This is a genomic window from Bifidobacterium favimelis, assembly GCF_037963085.1.
In the GTDB taxonomy this organism is placed as follows: Bacteria; Actinomycetota; Actinomycetes; order Actinomycetales; family Bifidobacteriaceae; genus Bombiscardovia; species Bombiscardovia favimelis.
The window spans coordinates 1,383,336-1,405,160 of the sequence record NZ_JBANDZ010000001.1 but is presented as its reverse complement, the minus strand read 5'-3'; the positions used below and the strand labels follow the sequence as shown (position 1 = coordinate 1,405,160).

20 protein-coding genes, 1 tRNA gene and 1 pseudogene are annotated in these 21,825 nt (G+C 56.3%); 8 read left to right on the top strand and 14 right to left on the bottom strand.

Annotated features, from left to right (window positions below):
- Nucleotides 1-966, bottom strand: a 966-nt coding sequence (locus V6584_RS05695; protein WP_422678589.1) for an RCC1 domain-containing protein, incomplete at its 3' end; no start/stop codon positions are given.
- 789 nt (nt 967-1,755) lie between these two features.
- On the opposite strand from V6584_RS05695, the gene V6584_RS05690 reads away from it, so the two are divergent.
- From V6584_RS05690 to V6584_RS05675, 3 genes are all read left to right on the top strand, one after another.
- Complete coding sequence (locus V6584_RS05690) at nt 1,756-2,358, top strand: hypothetical protein (RefSeq protein ID WP_340486250.1); 603 nt, start codon at nt 1,756-1,758, stop codon at nt 2,356-2,358.
- Nucleotides 2,359-3,807: 1,449 nt separating this feature from the next.
- On the top strand, nt 3,808-4,149 hold the full coding sequence (locus tag V6584_RS05680; RefSeq protein WP_340469513.1) for a tyrosine-type recombinase/integrase: 342 nt from the start codon (nt 3,808-3,810) through the stop codon (nt 4,147-4,149).
- Nucleotides 4,142-4,330 (top strand): hypothetical protein, encoded by a 189-nt coding sequence (locus V6584_RS05675; protein ID WP_340469512.1) that lies wholly within the window; start codon nt 4,142-4,144, stop codon nt 4,328-4,330. The genes V6584_RS05680 and V6584_RS05675 overlap by 8 nt, the downstream gene beginning before the upstream one ends.
- Nucleotides 4,331-4,460: 130 nt before the next feature.
- On the opposite strand, the gene V6584_RS05670 is transcribed toward V6584_RS05675, so the two are convergent.
- A complete protein-coding gene (locus V6584_RS05670) occupies nt 4,461-5,270 on the bottom strand; it encodes an SMODS domain-containing nucleotidyltransferase (RefSeq protein WP_340469511.1) in 810 nt (269 codons plus the stop codon).
- The gene (locus tag V6584_RS05665) at nt 5,221-5,835 is read right to left on the bottom strand and encodes an SLATT domain-containing protein (RefSeq protein WP_340469510.1); all 615 of its coding nucleotides are present in this window, start codon (nt 5,833-5,835) and stop codon (nt 5,221-5,223) included. The genes V6584_RS05670 and V6584_RS05665 overlap by 50 nt, the downstream gene beginning before the upstream one ends.
- Nucleotides 5,836-6,665: 830 nt before the next feature.
- Between V6584_RS05665 and V6584_RS05660 the strand changes: the two genes are divergently transcribed.
- The gene (locus tag V6584_RS05660) at nt 6,666-8,465 is read left to right on the top strand and encodes an AIPR family protein (RefSeq protein ID WP_340469509.1); all 1,800 of its coding nucleotides are present in this window, start codon (nt 6,666-6,668) and stop codon (nt 8,463-8,465) included.
- Between the two features lie 96 nt (nt 8,466-8,561).
- Here V6584_RS05660 and V6584_RS07980 read toward each other — a convergent pair.
- A pseudogene (locus tag V6584_RS07980) lies at nt 8,562-8,744 on the bottom strand (aggregation-promoting factor C-terminal-like domain-containing protein); the annotation flags it as partial.
- Nucleotides 8,745-8,759: 15 nt separating this feature from the next.
- A complete protein-coding gene (locus V6584_RS07960) occupies nt 8,760-8,987 on the bottom strand; it encodes a hypothetical protein (protein ID WP_422678588.1) in 228 nt (75 codons plus the stop codon).
- Nucleotides 8,988-10,295: 1,308 nt separating this feature from the next.
- Between V6584_RS07960 and V6584_RS05650 the strand changes: the two genes are divergently transcribed.
- Nucleotides 10,296-11,066 (top strand): hypothetical protein, encoded by a 771-nt coding sequence (locus tag V6584_RS05650; RefSeq protein WP_340469507.1) that lies wholly within the window; start codon nt 10,296-10,298, stop codon nt 11,064-11,066.
- 303 nt (nt 11,067-11,369) lie between these two features.
- On the top strand, nt 11,370-12,053 hold the full coding sequence (locus V6584_RS05645) for an endonuclease III domain-containing protein (RefSeq protein ID WP_340469506.1): 684 nt from the start codon (nt 11,370-11,372) through the stop codon (nt 12,051-12,053).
- Here the strand turns inward: V6584_RS05645 and V6584_RS05640 are convergent.
- The 7 genes from V6584_RS05640 to V6584_RS05610 all read right to left on the bottom strand — a co-directional run bounded on the left by V6584_RS05640 (nt 12,016) and on the right by V6584_RS05610 (nt 17,335).
- Nucleotides 12,016-13,353: an MFS transporter gene (locus V6584_RS05640; protein ID WP_340469505.1), complete on the bottom strand. Its 1,338-nt coding sequence runs from the start codon at nt 13,351-13,353 to the stop codon at nt 12,016-12,018. The genes V6584_RS05645 and V6584_RS05640 overlap by 38 nt on opposite strands.
- Before the next feature lie 84 nt (nt 13,354-13,437).
- Nucleotides 13,438-13,905: a MarR family winged helix-turn-helix transcriptional regulator gene (locus V6584_RS05635; RefSeq protein WP_340469504.1), complete on the bottom strand. Its 468-nt coding sequence runs from the start codon at nt 13,903-13,905 to the stop codon at nt 13,438-13,440.
- Between the two features lie 104 nt (nt 13,906-14,009).
- On the bottom strand, nt 14,010-15,128 hold the full coding sequence (locus tag V6584_RS05630; RefSeq protein ID WP_340469502.1) for an MFS transporter: 1,119 nt from the start codon (nt 15,126-15,128) through the stop codon (nt 14,010-14,012).
- A gap of 63 nt (nt 15,129-15,191) precedes the next feature.
- Nucleotides 15,192-15,533: a hypothetical protein gene (locus V6584_RS05625; protein WP_340486247.1), complete on the bottom strand. Its 342-nt coding sequence runs from the start codon at nt 15,531-15,533 to the stop codon at nt 15,192-15,194.
- Between the two features lie 795 nt (nt 15,534-16,328).
- The gene (locus V6584_RS05620) at nt 16,329-16,595 is read right to left on the bottom strand and encodes a P-loop NTPase family protein (protein ID WP_340469500.1); all 267 of its coding nucleotides are present in this window, start codon (nt 16,593-16,595) and stop codon (nt 16,329-16,331) included.
- A gap of 39 nt (nt 16,596-16,634) precedes the next feature.
- Complete coding sequence (locus tag V6584_RS05615) at nt 16,635-17,045, bottom strand: ATP-binding cassette domain-containing protein (protein WP_340469499.1); 411 nt, start codon at nt 17,043-17,045, stop codon at nt 16,635-16,637.
- Nucleotides 17,046-17,083: 38 nt separating this feature from the next.
- Nucleotides 17,084-17,335, bottom strand: coding sequence for a hypothetical protein (locus V6584_RS05610; RefSeq protein ID WP_340469497.1), 252 nt, complete (start codon nt 17,333-17,335; stop codon nt 17,084-17,086).
- Between the two features lie 488 nt (nt 17,336-17,823).
- Between V6584_RS05610 and V6584_RS05605 the strand changes: the two genes are divergently transcribed.
- Nucleotides 17,824-18,084 carry a TfoX/Sxy family protein gene (locus V6584_RS05605; protein WP_340469495.1) on the top strand — a complete coding sequence of 87 codons (261 nt, stop codon included), beginning with the start codon at nt 17,824-17,826 and terminating at the stop codon, nt 18,082-18,084.
- 1,629 nt (nt 18,085-19,713) lie between these two features.
- Here V6584_RS05605 and V6584_RS05600 read toward each other — a convergent pair.
- Nucleotides 19,714-19,786, bottom strand: a tRNA-Arg gene (locus V6584_RS05600).
- 361 nt (nt 19,787-20,147) lie between these two features.
- On the opposite strand from V6584_RS05600, the gene V6584_RS05595 reads away from it, so the two are divergent.
- Nucleotides 20,148-21,173 carry an endonuclease/exonuclease/phosphatase family protein gene (locus tag V6584_RS05595; protein ID WP_340469494.1) on the top strand — a complete coding sequence of 342 codons (1,026 nt, stop codon included), beginning with the start codon at nt 20,148-20,150 and terminating at the stop codon, nt 21,171-21,173.
- Nucleotides 21,174-21,384: 211 nt separating this feature from the next.
- Here the strand turns inward: V6584_RS05595 and V6584_RS05590 are convergent, their stop codons facing one another.
- The gene (locus tag V6584_RS05590) at nt 21,385-21,741 is read right to left on the bottom strand and encodes an exodeoxyribonuclease VII small subunit (RefSeq protein WP_340469492.1); all 357 of its coding nucleotides are present in this window, start codon (nt 21,739-21,741) and stop codon (nt 21,385-21,387) included.
- Between the last annotated feature and the right edge of the window lie 84 nt (nt 21,742-21,825).

The following is a 21,825-nucleotide window of genomic DNA, read 5'->3' as shown; positions in this document are numbered from 1 at the left end:
ACGTCCCAACTGGTCTTGACTGTTGTCTCCCCAGGTGTAGAGGTTGCCGTCCGAGCCGATGGCAAGGGAATGGTAGTTTCCAGTGCCGGCCTGGGTCCAGGTGTCGACGCCGGCTGGCTTGTTCACCTTGCCGGGCCGGTCGGTGCTTATAGTCGTGCCACGTCCCAGCTGCCTGTAGTAGTTGTCTCCCCAGGTGTACAGGTTCCCGTCCGAGCCGATGGCCATCGAATGATAGGAACCAATGCCGATCTGGGTCCAGGTGTCGACGCCGGCCGGTTTGGCCACCATGCCGGGGTTCTCATCCTCCCAATCGGTGCCACGTCCCAGCTGGCCATAGTAGTTGTCTCCCCAGGTGTACAGGTTCCCGTCCGAGCCGATGGCCATCGAATGCCGATTACCCGTGATGGCCTGGGTCCAGGTGTCGACGCCGGCTGGTTTGGCCACCATGCCGGGGTTTGCGTCCTTGGTGGCGCTGCCGGTGTCACGTCCCAGCTGGCTGTGGTTGTTGTCTCCCCAGGTGTAGAGGTTTCCGTCCGAGCCGATTGCGATGGAATGCTCGGCTCCCGCTCCGGTCTGGGTCCAGGTGTCGACGCCGGCTGGTTTGGCCACTATGGCGGGGTTCTCATCCCGGTCTGAGCCGCCGGTGTCGCGCCCGAGCTGACCTCTGTTGTTTTTCCCCCAGGTGTAGAGGTTCCCATCCGAGGTGATGGCCGATGAGTGGGAGGATTTCGCACTCACCTGTGTGAAACGGCCTGCTTCGGGCTGGGTGAGGGTGACGGTGGTGCCGCCGGCGCTGGGTCCGCGGCCGGGGCTGATGGCCCACTGCGGGTCGGCGGGCCTTGTCGCCACGGCGGGTGCCGGTGACGTGGAAGCGTCCGCAGCGGCGGGGGCGGTGCCTGCCAGGCCCAGGCCGGCCAGCAGGAGGATGGCCATCAACGGACGGCAGGTATAAATGGATCGAGACATGGACTGTGATTCCCTTCTTTGCGGGTATGCCCACCAATGTGTGAGACTCTGCCCCTCCCCAAGGGGACCATGTGAGCATGCACGTCATGGAGGGAAATGCAAGTTGAGCATAACATGCCGATATGCGCCATGGCTAGAGGGATTTTTGGAATAGGATTTGCTCATCCACTGGACCAGGCAGCGGGACCGGGACTCCGATCCGCGGTGACCCTTGTGTCGTGGACCACTGTGTTCGCGTCAGACGTCCTTATGGTCCGGTCAGGTTGCCATCACAGTTTCGGGATAGGACATAAAAGGAATAAAAGGGATTGACAAGATTGAGTGCGTGAGCATTTGCTCACTGCATATGAACCGGTGGGGGAGGACTGGTGGATGGGGCTTGCTGCAAGACCTCTTCCACATCTTTTATGAGACTTGACGTCTACATGTCGAGAGAGGCCGAGTTGGGAACAGTGAAGAAGGTCGAAGAACGGTATATCTGGCAGCTCTGACGGGTTGGGTGGTTGGTCCGGGACGGTCATACGTTGAGTACTGCATGATTATTCCTATAATGGCCATCTCGGAGGCGATTGACTTTAAAGGGGCTATGCATATCTGCCCTGGTTACAGATCAAGCCGTCGCCATGGTCATTCTGGGAGGACGGGACATCGGCGACGGGTCCAAGAGTGCAAATTCGCAGATTGTTTTGAGCTTCGATTGGACTGAGGTTTACAATTGAATATCAGAAGAAACGGTTGTGGGGAAGGCGAGAATCCTTGAACGCAAGCCTAATTGATACGATCACGAGTGTGGCGACGGCGGCCATAGCCGTCATGGGCCTTCTTATCTCGTTTTATCAGTTCCTCAAAGGCAAGGCCGAGAAGCGCGAAGCACAGGCCGTACTGATTGATGCCTGGTGGGTGAGAGTCGATTTCAATGACGACGATTCCCACGACAACCTCCACGTGAGACTACGCAAGGGCGCTAAGGAGAAGTTGAATTATGATATCCCAGTGGAGGACCCGAAACAGTATTGCACAGGAATAGCCATAAGGAATTCCTCAAATGCCCCGATCACGGACTTGCATGTGCATTCCTTTGGTTATGTAATGCAGAATGGTACGCGGACCCACAGGATTGAGAAAAAGCCCTTGCTGGTGCAGGCCCTCCTGCCGCCCGGAGAGTATATATGTCTGGAGATCAGCGATAGTGCAAACTTGACCAAATATGTGAGCGGGTGGACCTATCCAGAATCGGTGGAGTCCTACATGGCTAAGGTCAGGCCCATTCTGAACAGCGAGAAGTGGTTGGTCAAGTCCATAAGTTTCACAGATGTGAACGGTCGCCGCTGGAAGCGTTCCTATAAGCGGCATAAACTGACCCTCAAAAAACGTCATAGATTCATTTTGTAATTGCCTTCCAGACAGTGGGTCTGTGCTCGGTGAGCATGCTGGAGGGGTCGGTTTGCTCGGGGTCGCGACGGGCATAGCGGCCGTCCTTCGGGTGTCTGCGCCGGGGACCGCAGACTGCACGGTGACGGTCACGCGGACATGATGGTCCATGCCTGGTTTCCACGATGCGGTTGATGTCCGTGATGCCGCTGCGGGGACCGCCATAGGCGCTTCTGAGACGGACGCCGTGAGGAATGATGGAGTGCTGAGGTGCATGCGGAATCGGTGTGCGGACGTGGAATCAGGATATCCTGTTATGCCGGTGTCGTCAGGGTGCCCCGGATGCGATTCGAACGTCACTTTTTTGCAAGTCAGTTTTAAATTCTTCTCCTTTACAGGCCGTATGCTGCGATACGGCCTTTTTATTAGAAAATCGGTTCATAACTGATATCTGTCGCTTCTTCCGTTCATGCCAGTTGATTACCTTTGATAGGGATTTATCCGGAGGAGAGGAACCACGGAATGCTTGATTTCTCCGGGTTTTCCCAGTAGGTACACTTTTAGGTACACCCAAAAGCAATGGCTCTTCTGCGATCTAGCGGTTCTCTCTTTCATGGTCTTATCCCGTAGCAGTGATGAGCATGAAAGGTGAGAGATGACCCGGACTCGCAGTGCGTGGGGAAGTGTTTTCCCAAAGAAAAGCATGAATGGATAGGTGACAGCCTGGCTGGCCAGATATCAAAACCCGCTTGACAGCACGAAGAGGGTCAGTCGGCAGTTCGGGCCGGAATACTGTACGGAAGCGCATGCCTGGCTGGAACAAGAGCATTACCTGGTCATACTGCACAAGAAGGGAATACGAGCCTGGCAGCACCCATCAGAAAGAAACTCCAGGCCAACGGAGGGCGGGCAGGTACTGTTCGAGGATTACCTGCAGGAGTGGTTGCACCATCGGAAAAGAAATGGTAATTCCGACCTGCTGGGCTCAACGAAGAGGAACCTGAAAGCGGACATATCCCACTTCCTGCCGTACTTCAAAGACAGGCCGGTCGCGGGAATCACGACCGCCGACGTGCGCGCCTGGTATGAGGCCGACCATCCCGAGGGTCCCTGGGCGTTCTACAGGGCGTCGGTCCTGCAGGAGGCCTCGAACCCTACCTACGGTCCTCCACTGTTGGACAGCAACCCGTTTGTCCTTCCGATCAGGGAGCCCGCGCCATCCAAGCGACGGGAGCAGGAGCCGATTACCCCGGAACATGCCGGCAGGCTTGCCAGGGCCATGCCGACACGCACCAGGCTGAGCATCTGGCTGGGGCTCCTGGTGGGCGGATTGAGGATAGGGGAGGTGTGCGCCCTGCAGATCCGGGACATTGACCTAAACCACAGGCTCCTGCATGTAAGACATTCAGTCTGCAGGGGCCGGACGACGTTGGCCCCTGCAGACTCGGCCCGACGAAGACACTCTCCAGCATGCGGACCGTCCCCATCCCCGCAGAGCTCATCCAGACCATCCGCGACCACATCGACCGATACTGCGTCGACGAACCGGAGGCCATGCTCTTCCCGGCCGTCACGTCACCCGGCGAAGTCATGTCGCCAACCACGCTCGGCCAGCAGTTCCGAAATGCCCGGGTCAAAGCGGGAAGGCCGGACATCACCTTCCACTCGCTGCGCGCCACGCATGCGACCATGCTCATAATCGAAGGCGGCAGCCTGCGGGAGGCCATGGACGAGCTCGGCCACACGTCCGAGAAGATCGCCGTCAGGCATTACCAGCGCATCGTACCCAAACACCGGATCCCAAGTGGTTGAGAACCTCTCATACGCCTATCTGCCCGTTTCGGCAACATCCTTGACCAGCCAGATAGAACAACTCAAGGAGCGGCGGGACAGACTGGACCGGAGAATACTGGAACTCGAACAGATCCGAACAAGACAGAAGGAAGAAACGATCGAAACGTGGGGCCGCCTGCCCCGCACCCTGGCGACCTGAATCACGTAGATTATACGCTACCGTACGTCTTCAGGGGCAAACCATCGTGACCCAAGACATTTTTCCATAAACGGGTTCAGACCCGAAAGTGCGAGGCAGGTATTTCTTTTTATCTTGGAGTAATGCCTGTTTATTCGTCCGCCATTTTGTGGAGGACCTTGCCCAGGCACCCATTGCTGGATTTAATCTCGACCAGGTCGTTGCTGCCCGGTGCGTGAAGAGGTGTTAGGAAGACGGCCGATGTGTTTTCCCAATAGTCGAGCAGGGCCTTCTCATATGATCCCATAGGTTTGCCATGGTTGTCTGATTCCGGCCAGTGCCAGCTTCCTATGGCATCGTAGATGAAGGTGTCGATCACTATGCCATGCAGTGGATAGCTACTGAAGTAAGTGTTATGCACGTAGCGCATATGTCTGCAAGTGTCCACCAACAGGTGGTTGGAATCGGCGTCCTTCTTTCTCATTGCGTCCTGCTCGACCTTCGGGTTGGTCGACAGCCAGTTGCCACCCATGTTCGAGTCCGGATAGATGTAGGTTGTTCGGCCGAGTGCTGCTTGCTCGAAGGCGGGCAAGATCTCGAATCGCATACCATCGCTGAAGTTGATCTTGACCACCTGCCCGTCCGCCCTGATGTCGCTACGCGGGTACGGCGATTTGACGGCGTCTTTGACTGATTGCAGCAGGCGCGACTGCCCGTTGTTCCCGTATTTGTCATACCGTTCGTACTTGTTCTCCGGCAGTATCACCATGATGTCCAGGTCGCTGGTGTCGATGGCTGTCCCCCTGCCGTAGGAGCCGACGTAGAGGCTGTGCATCGTATCGCTGCTGCTGTCGTAGAACTCGGTGTTCACCGCCTTCGTGACAACCTTGTATCGGTCGGAGATTACTTTCCTAGTGTTCTTGTCGATGCTGTGGTTGCTTTTCGTGACCGTTGAGCTCATCCGGGTTTCCTTTCCTTAGTAATGGTGGCAAGCCGTTGTCTATTTCTTTATTCGTGATGTTGTCGTCGTTCTTCACCTTCAAGGCACGGCTGGCTCGACGGACCGCTCTGTCCGTGGTCTGCGGTGCCTGGGTGTTAATGTAGTTGACGGACTCGTTAAGCCGGGAAAACTCCTCTTCGAGCCGCTCGAGGGGAACTGTCCGGGAATGGATCTTCATAAGTAGGTTTTGGAGCTGGTCCTTCACCGCCAGATACTCGACGGCGGCCTTCCTGTGTGTTTTGATACGGTCGGGCAGGTCCAGCTCCTTGGACAGCGAGATGATGGCTGTCGATACGAAGGATGCCAGTGTAGAGGCCAGCTTCAGCCAGAACCGGTCCACGAACATGATTGAGAAAAGACCGACCGATGTCGCCGCGGCGAGCGTGACGTTGGTCACGGTCATCGCCAGTGAATAATGGGCCTGGATTTCGGCCTGCTTCTCCTGGATCTTATGGGACCACATGACGCGACCGAAGACGTTGCGTACGCAATCTTCCAGAAGGTAGTATTTGGCTTCTCCATCCATCCTGAGCATCCCTTTCCGTGGTGGCATCGTCGCAATACAACATGATACAACCTGTTCTCTTTCTCTCGTTTGAACTGCCGAATGCGAAATCGCAGCGCTGGGACCGAAAGGGCCCAGGAGCACACCATGGATGCGAGGTCCTGCAGCACGGAACGTGAAGCGGGTGTCTACCCCGCACCCCGGCGATCTGAATCAAGCCAACCATATGCTGCCGCACGTCTTCAGAGGTAGGCGCACCCCCTGAAGACGCTTGCCAATATGCATGGGATTTGACCGAGTAGGTTGTGTGCGTAGCTGGTACTTGCCGGGGTCGGGCACAGAAGGTGCTGCAGGCTATGTGCTCGGAAGTGCTACTGTCGCGTGAGTTTGGGACGCAGCATCTACTACCAGACGAGGATTATCTAAATATGGCAGTTTATGTTGATCGCAGATAATTATCAACGCGTGCCCTTCTCTATGTGGGTCTAATTTCCGTCAGCAGATTCGAAAGCTGTGAGATTCTTCAACACGCACTTCCTCTTCTCAAAAAAATGGATTGGGCTGTAGCCAAATCTGAGAATAGAGGTTTCGCCTAATAACTTCTTTCTGCTTTATCGGTATTACTTATCGCAACAGAGATTCAGGACAATGACTTTGTAGATGGGATGATACGGCACATTCTACATAACATATAGATCAAGTAGTTTGAAACAAATATAACTATGAATGCAGGTTCCGTTATACGCTGTGTTGTTTTAAGTTGCTTCGGTCTGCTTTGTTAAGATATGTACGTCTATCAGTTTGGAATAGTGTGATTCCTTTCTGACGGTGATTTCACAAAGGACATGAAAATGGGAAAAGTCAAGCGGTTACCTGACGAAGAAGTTGCATATAATTACTTTAAAGCAGTGCTTAAAGAGGATAATCAGGATTGCACAGGGCAAGAAGAGGACCAAGCTTTTGAGTCGTTTTCTGCTCATTTGGTGCTTAAGGGATTTTCATTACCATATACTGCTGTTGAAGACGGAATCGTCGGAGGTAATGAGGATGGGGGCATTGATTCTCTGTTTGCATTGCTCAATGGTCAATTACTGCCCAATGGTTCCCTCGACGAAATAGATACTCATTTTCTGTCTAAGCGGACGCCTCTTGATTTATACTTTATTCAATCAAAGAACAGCTTTTCTTGGAGAGCCGACGTTTGGCCGAAAATGGGTTCTGCGTTGAAGTTATTGCTCAGTGATCTCTCGCAGAGCCCTAATCTGCATAAGCTGGAAAAGAGCGGATTGAGCGATGGTATAAAAAGGTTCGCAATCAATTTGAATGAGACACGGCATGCCTTAGATAGCGTTATGCCTTTAATGCGAGTTCATTGTATTTATGTCTCATTTGGATCACGTGGCAAGCTTTCGGAACTAGCTCTCTCAAGAGGAGACATATTAAAAAATGCAGTTAAGAAGTTACTGCCAACAGATTCTGTGGTCGAAGTGGACTATTGGGATTGCATACAAATTGTCCGAGCCGGATCACAATCTGCTAATCACAAGGTTAAGTTACATATATACGACCAAGCCATAATCGAAAATGATCTAAAGGAAAATGAGAATGGGAAGAACCCAAAAAACTTTGTCGCTTTGGTTACGCTCGAGAACTATTTGAATTTCATTCAAAAAAAGGGCGGTAACGGAATCGATGATGATATGTTCGAAGAGAATGTGAGGGGTTATGCAGGTCATGCGGTTGATGTTAATAAAGCAATTCAGAAAACGCTGACAAGGGACAGCGATACACATTTTTGGTGGTTAAATAACGGAATCACTATTTTGGCGGATGAAACTTATGACAATACCAATACAGAGTGGGTTATAGAAAATCCTCTGATAGTTAATGGGTTGCAAACCTCTTATACCCTCTATGATGCGTTTGCTGAAAAGACGATAACCGCAAAACGACTCCAAGAATATTTATTAGTGCGAGTAATAACCAGCAAAGACGAGGGGATAAGACAAGATATCATAACAGGCACAAACAACCAGAACTCTATTAAAAAGCTGCAGCTTCATGCAAATGATGAGTTACAAATTCGAATAGAAAACTATTTGGCCGGTTACGATTGGTACTACGAGCGTCGTAAATACCAATATAAGAATAGTCACAAGCCTCAACGTAGGATAAGGAATTTAACTGAGCTAAGTCAAGCAGTGATGGCTTACAGACTTCTTGAACCGGATCAGGCAAGAGCTCGTCCTACGACTTTCCTTAATAAAAGTGGGGGTAAAGGCTGGGATTTGGTTTTCCCTGCGAATGTAGATATCACTTTGTACTTAAAAGCCCTGCAAGTGCAGGATAAAGTGGATACTTTCTTGAAAACACCTGAAGCACTGAATATATCATCTGATTCGACAAACGCCCGATTCTATTTGAATTCATGCTATACGTTGCAAAGCTCGAATGTAAAGAGTATCGATGGCTATAAGCAGTTACCGGTTTCAGCATTAAAAGATAAACCATCAGACAATGTTCTTAAACAGCTGTTAATGAAATTCGTGAAGGTGTCAAAGAATTTCGATTCTTCCACAATGAAAAACGATCAGCTTTATAAAAGTACCGAGTTTAGAGACAAACTCTTTGAAGAGATACTGAATGGTTAACTTGATGTTTTGCTATGTCAGCGTCCTTTATGTCGCATATGGGGGTTGAAGGAACAATGGGGGGGCATAGCCCCCCCCCTCCTCATATTTGTAACTTCAGTACCAGTTGTGGGAAAGCCAGAAGCGTTTGGCGCCACAAGGGTTGTTGTACCGGCCCTGGATGTAACCAAGCCCCCAGGTAATCTGAGTGGTCGCGTTCTCATGCCAGTCCGCACCAGCCGACGCCAGCTTGTTCGCCGGCAGCGCCTGCGGTATCCCATAAGCACCGGACGAAGGGTTCTCCGAATTCCACCGCTACCCCGACTCATGGTCCCACACCCACACCAGGCACTCGTACTGGTCATCACCCCAACCCTTGGTCGGAAGCATCGACCTGGCGATCTGCTTCGCCTGCTCGGGGCTCGCATGCGTGCCGTCGGTCGACACCGCAGTCGCCAGAGTCGTCGATGAGGACGCACACTGCCACATCATCCTGCCGCCCTTGCCCTGACCTGTCGACCCGGCCGGCACCGTGGTATTCATCGACCCAGTGTACCGGTAGGCCTCCGTCATCCCGGTGGAGGTGGGACCCACACCGATCTCCTCATTGGCCCTGGACCCCTGGTCGCTCGCCGGCCATCCTCGATGCCGCTCGGGAACGCATGCCTGGCACCCACGAAACTGCCACCGCCACGATAGATCTCCGTATGGGCCGCAGGGTTCACAACGATGTCACCCCGCTGCAGCGACTTGGCCGCGTCGGACATGTTCCCGCTCCAGGAGAAATGAGTGAACCCCATGCTTTGCAATATCGGCCCCATGTTGAACGTCGTGAACGGCCAACCATCACCGACCGGGAACCCAGCATGCTTGATCGCAAACCAATCCAGGCTCGAACAGTCGTAATCATGCTCCTAGTTGCGATGGGCCTGGCTGTACCCGTGGGACTGATCGGCCGCAATACCCTCCGCCCATGAGACATACGCCTCGGTTGTCGGATTGGGTGAATGTCCCACATCATCTACAAGAAGCTAGATAAGTGTCAAAATAGTTGTATACCGTTCTCGGGATCGAAGGTCTGCTTCATGCGGGGCTCCCGGTCCGCACCAGCGACCTGGATTAGGTCAATCATCGGGCTGCCGCACGTCTTCAGGGGCTAGCCACGCCCCTGAATACGCTTGCCAATGTAACGGGACCTACCAGATAAGACGAGATGCGAGCATTCGCTATCTTCCGGAGTCGCGCCTGTTTGTTCGTCCGTTACCTTGTGGAGGACCCTGCTCAATTCGCCGAAGAGGCCGGATGGATGCTCGACTGGGGAGGGACTATAGCCGACCAGTTATAAGCATCCTTTAAGCGGCCATAGAGCAGGGAAGAGGTCGGGTGGGTGGGGGCATGCTCGATAGAATAGCTGCACCATCGGCGGAACCTGAGCAGGACATCCCGTAGGAACCGGAGTACTCCTGGATGGGGCAGCCGCCCTGCGAATCGGGCACATGTCCGACTCCTGCTTGAACTCTTGGACGTGCCGATCACCAATGCTAGGACAATGTGCATGGGACATTCGTTCAGAACTGGTGCAAGCAGGACGGGTTTGCGGATACGCAACCACCAGGACCTGATCCTGCAACAGGACATCACCAACGTGCAAACAAGCAAAGGATGCACGGTCTCCAGTCAGGTAACTTTCAGGGTCCTTATACCGGCAGAACCATGCATTTCAAGAATGGGCATGAGCTTGTTGAGATTCATTAGTGGGAACGGCAGGACCCCGCACGGGATATGATTCTCTTTTAGCGCATGGACGGGTAGGATGTCCTGCTAGTTCTTCATAGTGAGAAAGGAGAGGGAATGGTAATTGAAAGAGTAATGTTCTGGGCGATAGTGGTCCTCTGTGTCCTTGTGGTGGTAATGATTCCATTTGCCGTTCTTGTGCGAACTCGGGATTCAGATCCCCAGAAAGGAGAGGATGGTAAGCACTTTGGGACATACCTGGTGGATTGGGTAAAAAATGCTTCAACGTGTGTGAAAGTCGGCCGAGTTGTATTTCTAGCTACTACGTTGTTCGCTTTTGTTGACCTAGTAATCATCCTTTGCTGCACGTTGATTTCCGCATACCAAAGCCATCCGAGTTGGTTTACCGGAGTTCTTAATGTCGTGTCTGTATTATTGGGGGCAATCGAGTGCATTATGCTCTTCGTCCTGCGAGGTAAGGCAAGCAATGATTATTTCCTCTGGATTTATGCCTGGTTCTTGATGTTGACTATCGTGTTATCTGTTGCGGCGTCATGTACATATTTCGATGGAAAAGCTGGTCTTGCTGGTGCTGATTCACTGATGGCTGGTGCCCTGATTCTGCTGACCGCAGTTATAACCTCTGTTAACCTACTGCTTTATATCCATGATCTCTGGAAAAGTGCCGGTGTCGAATGCCTACGCTGGTTCAAACGGACATTAATCTTCGAGGTGATCACCGTGGTCTTTGTGGTCGCAGTGATATTCGCGCCGCTCCTTGAGCGCTATGCTGAGTTTCCCATGGCTCTCGAGGTGTTCTTCACCATCGCTACCTGGGAATATTTGAAGCATATCTGGGATGAACGAATCATGCCCGCACAACAATAGGGCATGTCGCTACCCCACCAGGCCATAGGACGAACACGGTCCCTCCCCGACGGGAGGGATTTTCATTTATACAACCGGCAGGAGAACACCCAGAAGACCAAACCCATCAGACCAGACCAGAACATGCACCACAGGCAACCATCATCAGCCACAGCAGACCAATCAGTATCCTGACGATAACACAAACAAATATCAGGCACATCGGCATATCCAAAACCACCATCAGAAGCACCGCCAAACGACAACTAATTAAAGGATGGACTTCTTGTTGTCAAGACCGTGAAAACCCTCGGAAGGTGGAGTATGGCTAAGGTTCCTTTCGTGCAAGAGTACCGTCCCGATGCCGCCCGTCTCCTGGCCCTCCTGTCCAAGAGGTACGGGAGGCAGGACTGGTGGCCGGCGGATTCACACTTCGAAATGATGGTCGGCTCCATCCTGGTCCAGCACACGGCCTGGCGTAACGTTGACGTGTCCCTCCGCAGGCTCAAGGCATCGAATCTGCCCAGCCAGAGGACCCTTTCCCTGATGGATGAGGAGGAGTTGGCCGAGCTGATATGTCCCAGCGGATTCATGAAGGCCAAAAGCCGGGCTTTGAAGGGTCTGGCCACCTGGCTGATGGACCAGGGGTATGACGACCCCGACATAGTGCCCAACCAGGACCCCCGTCTCAGTGAGGACATCCTGGCCCTGCCCGGAATCGGAGATGAAACAGCGGATGTGATTCGTCTCTATGCCTTTGGGCAGAAGTGCTTCATCTGGGATGCCTACGCTCTGCGTCTGATGAGGACCCTGGGCTATCGGTCCATGAAGGACTACAGCCAGGCCCTGCGGCATCAGGATGAGTTCATCGACCTGGACGACTTTTCCCTGGATGACCTGATGGAGTACCACGGTCTGATCGTCACCGCTGGCAAGGAGGCCGGTCGGATCGGCAACTGGGACTTCCTCCTTATTGAGATGCCGACCGCCGCCGGGCGGTCAGCATGAAGGCCAGGGCCGATTCCGCAATCCCCAGGACGACCAGGAGTATGAAGGTGTGACAGGATCCGTCGATGGTGCCCAGCCTCCGACTGGTTTCTGCCACCTGACCTGCTGCGACCAAGGTGGCGGCAGTGCTGGATCCAAGGGCGGCCGCGAACTGCTGGACGGTGTTGAATATGGCATTGCCGTCGGCCTGCTCTCCTTGAGTCAGTTGCCTGAGCCCGTTGGTCATGATGTTGCCGAAACTCAGTCCGATGCCGAGCATGAAGCAGATGTAGAAAATGATGATGAGACCGTCGGGGAGTCGCCTGCCGGAGAGGGCGAATCCCACCAGGCCGATCAGGGAGATGAGGCTGCCTGAGAGAATGGGGAGTCGAGCGCCGAGTTGGTCGTAGATTCGTCCGGACACGGGAGCCAGGATGGCTCCTATGGCGGCCCCCGGCAGGACGATCAGTCCCGCCTGGAGCGCGTTTCGGCCGTTGACCAGCTGGATGTAGTTCGGCAGAACGAAGGACAGGGCCAAGGCGCACACTTCATAGAGTATGTAGGCGCAGACGTGGAGGCTGAACGACTTGCCCTTGAACAGGCGCACATCGATGACCGGCTGGTTCTGATGGGTTGCCCGGCGGATAAACCAGGCCAAAGCGGCAAATCCGACCAGCAGCGAACCGGTGAACCTCCAGGGCAAGGCCCCTGCAGAAGCGTTGCTGATTGCGAATATAAGCCCACTGAAGGCAAGGATGATCAGGAGGACGTCCAGAGGATTAAGCCCTGCATCCTGGCTGGAGGGGGGTGTTGCGCGAATACAAGCCAGACCGAGAATCAGCGAGGTCAGGAGAACCGGCACCAGGAAGACGAAAATGAACCGCCAACCGATGGTGGTGGAGACCAGTCCGCCGAAGGTGGGGCCTACAGCCGGGCCGATGGCGGTGATCAGGGTGCCGACACCCATCATGGTGCCGATGCGCCGGGCGGGGACTTCGTCCAGGATGATGTTGAACATGAGTGGCAGGGCGATGCTGGTTCCTAGCCCTTGAACCGCCCTGCCCAGAAGCAGGAGCCAGAAGTGACCTGCCAAACCGTCAATCAGTACGCCTGACAGGAAGAGGAGATTGGCCCAGAGGAAGAGTGTCCTGTTGGTGAAGCGGCGTTTCAGTTCGGCGGAAAGTGGGGTGATCGAGGCCACGACCAGGAGGTAGAGGGTGGTCATCCACTGCACGCCGTCGGTGCCCACGCTGAATTCCTTCATCAATGTCGGGAAGGTGATGTTCATGGCCGTTTCCACGATTACCCCGCAGAAGGACATGATGCCTGTGGCGAGTACGGCTCCTATGACCTTGGCCGGGAGGTTGTCTCCATCCGGCTGCTCCTGGTGCCTGCCGCCTTGTTCTCAGTCATGTCCATCCTCGACTTCCTGGGATTCGTCGGATCCTGAATTGAGCTCGATGAAGTAAGACAGGACGCGGTCGAAGGTATCCAGTTCCTTGGGGGAGAATCGATCCTCCATGGCCTGGTCCTGGGCCTGGATGTAATCCGAGGCGGCCTTGCCGAGCTCTCGCGCCTTGGCGGTCATGGTGATCACCTTCTGCCGGGCATCATGGTCCGCCCTTCGGATGGTGACCAGCCCACCCTCCTCCATGCGTTGCAAGGCGGCGGTGGCGGTTGATCGCCTGATATCGAATTCCTCCTCGATGTCGTGCTGGCTGTGGCTGCCTTCTGTGGACAGGAAGTCGATGATGGAGAGCTGACGGCCGGTCAGTCCGAATCTCGCTGCGTAGGAGTCCATCGATCGTGCCATCAGGTTGGCGGCTCGCTTGATGCTCTTGCCGTAATCCGTATGCATGTCGCTCACTTTCATTCGTTAGATATCTAACAAATAAAAGTAGGGGTATCGACAAGCCAGGTGTTTGGCTGTTGCGGGGGAGGGTGGGCTCAGCCCCAGGCCCTGGCTTCCTGCTCGATTTACATCTGGTTCTTGCCCCGGGTTTCCGGCACCAAGGCCAGGGTGAAGACCAGGCTGCCCACGTTGATGGCCGCGAAGAGGAGGTAGGTTCCGGCTCCGCCCAGGCGGCTCAGCATGATCGGGAAGAAGAGGGAGAGGGCGAAATTGCTCAGGTTCATGGCCACGTTGGAGTAACCCATACCCCGGCTTTTGGCGCCTGCCGGGAATATCTCGGCCAGGAGAAGCCAGGTGACCGGAGCCACCAGACCTTGGACGAAGACGATGTATACCATCATCAAGGTGATCATGACCCAGGCGGCCGTCTTGGATTCGTTTGAGGACCCAATGAAGAGGTAGGAGGCACCGATGCCGATCAGAAAGACAATGGTGCCGCCCAATCCCACGGCCAGGATGGTCCGTCTGTTGAATCGGTCGATCAGGCCCAGCCCGCCGATGACCGCAGCCAGGGCCGAGACCAGGATGACCGGGACCGTGGTCAGGATGGAGAGGGAGGGGTCGAACCCCAGGGTTGATATGAAGATGGTCGGGGCGTAGTAGTTGACGATGTTCAGGCCGGTCAGCTGGTTGATCATGGCCAGGCCGATGCCGACGACCAGGGCCCTGCGCAACCAGGGGGCCGAGAAGGTCGTTTTGGTGGTTTTGTCGTCGGACTCCTGGTGGTGCTGACTGTCCCTGACCGGGGAATCATAGGTGTCCCGCGCCTCGGACTCGTCACGGGTGGCGGCCAGGAGACTGACGGCCTCGGTATCAAGCCCGTGCCGGACAAGGTAGGCAGGGGAGTCGTGGATGACCAGGGCCACCAGGACAAGGAGGACGGCCGGGACCATGACGACCCAGAGCATGGCCCTCCATCCGGCACCCAGTTGGTTGAGTACGGCATTGACGGATACCGCCAGCAGCTGCCAGACCACAATCATGACCGAATTGATCGAGACCAGGCGTCCCCACTCCTTGACCCCGGTCATATCGGCCAGATAGATGGGAACGATGGTCGAGGTCATGCCGATGCCCAGGCCTATGATGGCCCGGTCCAGTCCCAGGCGGAGCAGGTTCGGTGCCAGGGCGCTCAGGGCGGCTCCGGGAACCGACCCCCGGTAAGGCCCTGAAGTGGACCTCATACAAGCGGCAGGCTGAATAGGGTCCCTTGGCCATCTGGCTGGACCCCGACAAACGAGATGCGCTTATCTGCGTGCCCTGAAGTAGGTGAACAGCTGATTCGCCTTGAGGGGGAGCAGCCCCAAGACCAGACCAATCTGCGGCAAAATGAGGGCGGACAACAGTATGGGAATCTCGACGATGAGCAGTTGCCGGGCTTGACTCTGACCTCTTGCGGCCCTTGCAATCAGGAATGCTCCGGCCGAACATGACAAGACGGCAGGAAGGCTCCATGCCAGCGTTTCCCAGGCAAGGATGATCCAGATGCTGCTCTTGCGAATGCCGCAGTGAAGGCCGTCGGCGATTTCGACCCAACGGGTGCGTATCGAGATGAATCCCAGTATGAGCGCAACGAGAGGCAGGGCCAAGGTGGATATCTGCTGGCCCGCGTTCGATACTCTTCCCAGCCGTTGAAGTTCCTGCCCAAGGAACTGTTGGCTCGTTGAACTGGGAGGGGGGTCATGGTGCCCGGAGCGCAGATTGCCGTGGCGGTAAGCAGGTCGGCTGCCTTGGGGTTGTCGGTGGTGATGGTTGCCCTGCACTCATCGAAGGGGCCAAGACTGGTGGCCGAGGGGTTCAGAATGGCGTAGGCGAGGCGCTGGTCGCGGCTGTCCTGCCCGCCAGGAGAATACGGCCGCTATGGGCATGGGGCCCTGATCCGTTTCCAGAATGTCGCCTGGTCTTGAGTGCAGGGTCTGGGACAACTGGCTGGAGATCCAGACACCAGTCCTGGCTTCGGTGGCAGGCGGTAGACGCAGGACCCGGGCCAGGCTGGGGGCTGCTTCGAAGCTGTCCATGGGGACTGAGGGCATGGATCGCAAGGTGATGGCGGGTCCTGCTTTGAGTGCTCCCGAGGAGCTGATTGGATGGTTTCCCGCGATTGTATGTGGCTCTGTTCGGGTGCCCTGCCTCCCGCGGGGTGCCTGTGGTCCGGCTCAGCGATATGCAGCCGGTGGGACTGATTCGTCCCTGGGATTGGACGAGGTTGATTGCAGCCTCGGATGTCGTCCAGGTTATTGCCTCTTGCTCCAAGGATATGATCATGCCCATATCCAGTCCAAGCGTGCACACGGCTGTGGTGAGAAGGGCAACCAGCCAGAGCATGGTGCGGTTCGCGCCACTGGAGATGTCACGCCAGGCTTCGGAGAGGATACCGGCAGGTTTCATGATTGTATTCCCTCTTCCGGGGTGGGGTGATCTACTGCGTTCCAGGTCATGGGGGCCAGGTTGATGATGCGGGTACAGGCCGCCCTGGTCCTGGGGTCATGGGTCGCGATTACTACTATGCAATCGACTTGTGCCAACCCTCCCAGGGTGCGATCCACGTCAGCGGCGGTGGACTGGTCCAATTGGGCCGTGGGTTCATCCACCAGAAGGAGGTCCGGGTCACTTGCCGGGGCCCCGGGCCAGCATGAGTCGCTGCGACTCACCACCGGAGAGTTCCCTGAATTCACGGGCGCAGAGGTGGCTCAGATGGAAGTCCTCCATGATCCCCGCGCCCAGCCTTCCGCTTCCTGGCGATTCCATCCCTGCCCCAGAAGGGGTTGGGTCACGTGGTCAAGCGCGGTGCGTCGCGGCATGCCGTGGGGGTTCTGGAAAACCCAGCGTATCCGGCTGATAACCGGCCGTTCGACCGTGCCGGAGGCTGGAGTGTCAAAACCGGCTATCAGGGAGAGTAATGTTGATTTGCCGGATTCCGAAGGTCCGCATACCCCTACGATTTCGCCGGGGTCCAGGTGGAAGTGCAGATCATGAAAGAGCCAGGGGCCCTGATGGAAGCGATGACCCAAGCCTATGGCCCTTACCTGTCGGACCGGGCCGGGGGGTATTCGTTTCCCGTTGCCTGCCCGGCATGGAGGCTCCAGCCGGCGGGTACCCATTTGGATCCTCTCGCCTGGGTCCAAGATCAATGGAAGTCCTACTCATGGTCCCGGCTTCCTTTCTTGGCTTGCGTGGACGGACAGACGATTCCGTTCAAGGCCTGACCCAAGCTGACCTGGTTGATCCTGGTCCCGTCCTCCTGCTCTTGTATCAGGGTGGCTTCCAAGGAGGACCCGACGATGGTGACCAGAATGGCGCTGGCCCCATCGGGGGATATGCAGGCCTTGGCTCCATCCTGGGCGAGGATGGCGGATGGGGGAACTTTGATGGTGCCGATGGGGTGGATCAATGACAGGGTGGCCTTGGGCCTCTTTGTGCCGGATCGGCCTTCCAGGCCCGGTATGCCTCGCTCTTCTCGACGGTATTGAGAAAGGTCTGGTCGCTGACCCTGCCATCAGGTAGGGGCAGATCGATACTCAGATCGAAGATTGTGAGACTCCTACTGCCTTGACGCCGATCGGCTGGGACCTGATAGGTCAGTCCGGTCAGTTGCCCGCCGTTCTTCATGATCTCGCTGCCTTCGGCCACCACTGTGTTCAGACCGGCCGTGCATTGGACCGGGGTGACCGTCTCGGTCGGCATCCATCGTCAAGGCGGTCACGGACGCCATTGGTGCCCCTCTGTCCTTGCGATACCTATACAGTGGTGCTTTCGAGGCCGCTCTGACGTTTCCTGAGGCCGGCTCTCATGAGTCTGTATGATGGCAAAGGGGAGGCATCAGGGCAAAATCGATTTTCGTAAGTTATGTGTAACCTGCACGAATCGGGAGGAACCGGTATGAGTGAACTGTCAAAGCTGCCCAATGTCGGGAAGGTTCTGGAAAGAAATCTCAACGCGATTGGAATCACCACGCCTGAGCAATTGCGTGCGACCGGCGCGAAAGAGGTCTTTATGAACATACGGTCCGAAGTCGATCCCGGGGCCTGCCTGCACATGCTGTATGGGATTCAGGGGGCTGTCGACGGTGTTCCTTATACCCGGTTGCCGGAAGAAACGACGCGGGATCTGCAGGATTTTTTCAACTCGATTCAAGACTGATGGGGGACCGGTGGGCAGGTGTGGTGACTTTGCCGCCAATTGATTCAGGTGGGAGGTTCGGGTGTGATGCTGGACTGCCATGTGTTCCGCCTGTGTGCATCATGGGTCAGTACGGGTTCATGGCGGGGAGTCCATCCAACCTTGGGAAGGGTATCGGTTGACGCTATTCACGAGTTCCGAGGTGATCGCCACCCCGATGCAACAGGGGCCTGGTGCGGATAAGTAGAGATGTAGGCTTCTTTGTTATGTGTGTGGTGCTCTCAGCAGAGTGCGTATCCACTCTATGGTGCTTTAGTGTTAACAAGGCGGTCTCCAAAAGGGCGTATCGATGATCTGATGGCTCTTGGATTGATGACAGGCAGAAATGTCCCGTGGTTGAAGAGTAGTGGACGCACGAACAAAGTGGGATAAGCACATTGTTCGGCACGTGTTGTCTGGTTTCGTGATTATCTATATTTGCACATGGCTTGTGCCCTTTGGGCTGCTTAAGCAATCCCAAAAGGGATGGGTATTCCTCCATGCCCAATAGCAGAACACGATTGTTGCCGCGGCAGGAATTTCCGAATTACCGCCCAGCAAGTTTTCTGATCATCAGTCTCATCCTTGGCCGCAAGACGTGATTGTACCTATGGACAGCGGTCGGCCGCCTGATAGCATCAGTCCATTCCTATGGGAGATACCATCAACGCGTCAACAGGGCATCGATGAAAAGGAGAAGTTGGAATATGGCATAGATGCGCAGGCGCAGTATCCATCTGACACGGTAGATAAGTACAGCATTAGGGGATTTCAAGGATATGGAGAAGCTCTGAGGGTGCGAGGTTGTGATGCAGATGGTGATGCCAGGCTGCAAGGGGCTGGAAATCGGGGATAAGGGAAAATCAATGACGACATGCCGAGGCGCCGGAACTGAGTGGAGGAGGCCATTCACTCCGTCGAACTGAATGACGGTTCCGTCACTCCTTGGATGTGGCAGACCATGTAGAGGTGGGTTGAAGGACAGATCAGCATCGAGGAAGTGATGAGTCTGGCCAAGGCCAATTACAGTCAGGAACCCACGACGGGTGCGAAGGAGGGAGAATCGGGTGAGTTGGCGAATCGCTGCCAAGGAACAGGCAATCATGAAGGGCTAAGCCGACCGGCGCTCAGGATCTGAAAGGTATGCTTCTCCGAGGGGCTGGGCATCCAACGGTGAGGCTGTCATCTTCTATGCAATAATCGCCCATGACCCACGAAGGATCTGAAGGTGGATCCGACCCCCATGGAGCTGGGGAAGCGGGACCGTGAACGGTTCAAGAGACTGGACAAAATGGCAGAACTGGGCGAGATCAGACCGTCTGGCAAGCACAGGAGTCGGCCGGCCTCTGCCGGGCCCATCAGCGCGGAAGAATTCGAGGCTACCATGGCTCCGGGCCGGCCTCGCGCCGAGGAGGGCGCCGGACGGTGACGACCCGGAGGGCCCGCACGCCCGCGGACGTTGACGAACTTGCCTAGGCCCAGGCCAAGAATGAGTGCCTTCTGCCGTATGAATGATTGGACTTTGAAGAACCGGAAGTCGCAGACTCGGGTGACGGTGACAGGATGGGGGACGGCAAAGCCTGGTATTTCCTTATGCCTGAATCGTCAGAGTGCCCCGGATGCGATTCGAACGCACGACACCTTCTTTAGGAGAGAAGTGCTCTATCCCCTGAGCTACCGGGGCAACAGATGAAACTATACCACAACTGGAATCAAGAAACGGTTTGAGGCGTTGTCTCCCATTGTTCCCGCCGGTTCCAGCCGGCTGCGGACGGCGTGTTATCGGAAGATCCATCGGGTGGAAGAGGTGGATTGGCCCGGGCGGTGCGCAATCCGGTGACAGGGGGCCTGGACGCGGGAGAGGGCAGCCGGGAGAGGATGTCCGCCTGAGATGGTCTGGGCGGTTCAGAGGACCGGACGTTTCAGACGGCCCGGACAGTGGGGACATTGTGGGGATAAGAGGGTGCCCGGCCGAAAGAGGCCGGCAGAGTCCTTGCTGCAGATACAATGTGAAGCCAGACGGGACACAGATCGGAGAGGTCGGTATGGCACGGTTCAGGCAATCTTTCCTGGTGCGGACGGTATTCGGCCTCCTGGCCAGGGTCCTGGCCCTTCTGGTCGTCCTTGACCTCCTGGCCTGCCTGGTCCCAGTCGATTTCTCCTCCATACCCTATTTGTCGGTGCTGGTGGCGGGCACCCCCTGGTTCATCCTGGTCGGCCTCCTGGCCCTGGTCCTTGCCCTGCTGTCCTCCAAGTGGTTCACGGCCCTGCTCATGATCATCTGCCTGGCCGTCAACATCTCCTGGCAGTACCCTTTCTACTCCGGTGAGGGCGACCTTCCGGACAGGGCCTTGAAGGCCGTCATGGCCGAGTCCCCGGACAGGGCCGACGACACGGCCAGGGTGATGACGATGAACGTCTACAAGGGCCGGGCGGATGCCGATGCCATCGTCAAGGCGGTCAGGGACAACCGGGTGGAGGTCCTGGCCCTCCAGGAGACCACGGCCCCCTTCCTGGACAGGCTCCACCAGGCCGGCATCCTAAAGTACCTGCCTTATGAGCAGACCGCTTCGGCCGACAAGAAGTACGGGAACGGTCTGTGGACCGCAGCCCCGATGGAGTCGCCCGCCAAGGATGACGTGAATTCGGTGGCCTCCCAGATGCCGGCAGGGTATATCCCCTTCTCGGGAGGCAGGACCAGGGTGCGCTTCGTCTCCGTCCACACCACGTCGCCGACCAAAGGCTACTGGAGCATGTGGAAGAGGAGCCTGGGGGAGGTGGGAAACCTGAAGGGCCACCAGGACACGAGATACGTCCTTCTGGGCGACTTCAACGCCACCTGGGACCACGCCCCCTTCCGGGACCTGCTGGGGGAACGTTTTCAGGATGCCGCCCGTCAGGCGGGGCATGGAATGACACCCACCTGGCCGGCAGACCGGACGGGGGTGCCCCGCCTGGTGGCCCTAGACCACATCGTCGTGGACAAAGGAATCCAGGCCGGTCAGTTGAAGACACTGAAGATCGACGGTTCGGATCACGCCGCCCTGCTGGGCACCCTGGTGGTGGATTGACGAAGAAGCCGGGGGAGAGGATGAGATAACCGCCCGGCATCCTGCCCTGTTTCGGAAATCAAATGAGATGCGGCACATGGCTGCCTTCAAGGACGGGAGGCCCGCAGGCATCGGACCGGCAGGGGCTGGCCCAGCATTTCGGCCGGGATGGCATGGGCCTGGCTCCATTCGCAGGAAGCTCTTGCCTACCCCCCGTTTTCCACCTTGTCGCTCAGTCCAGGTTTGACTGGGTGCCGGCACTCGCACCGGCGCTGGCCTGCTCTTCGCGGGCTGCATCCAGCTTGGCTCTGACCTGTCCGAGCAGCTCCTGGGCACGTTTGGCCAGCGCCTCGCCGATCTCCCACTGGCGCATGGAGGCATCCAGGTCGAGGCCGCCGGCCTCCAGGGCATGCACGGCTTCGATCAGCTGGTCCCGGGCCTGCTCGTAGGGGAGCTTGGCGATGGTCTCCCTCTCCTTCTCGCTCAGGGTCGAAGCCAGAACCGTCTCCTGCGGAGTCTGTCCGTCATCTCCGCCTGCCGTCTGATCCGTCTTCTTCTCGGATCCGGTTTCCTTGGCTTTCTCGCTCATCTTTCATCCTCTCCGTTTCGCTCGCTTGGCTTATTTTCTCACAGGTGCCGGGGACCCGGCTGAATCGGGCTCCGGCCGGTGGGT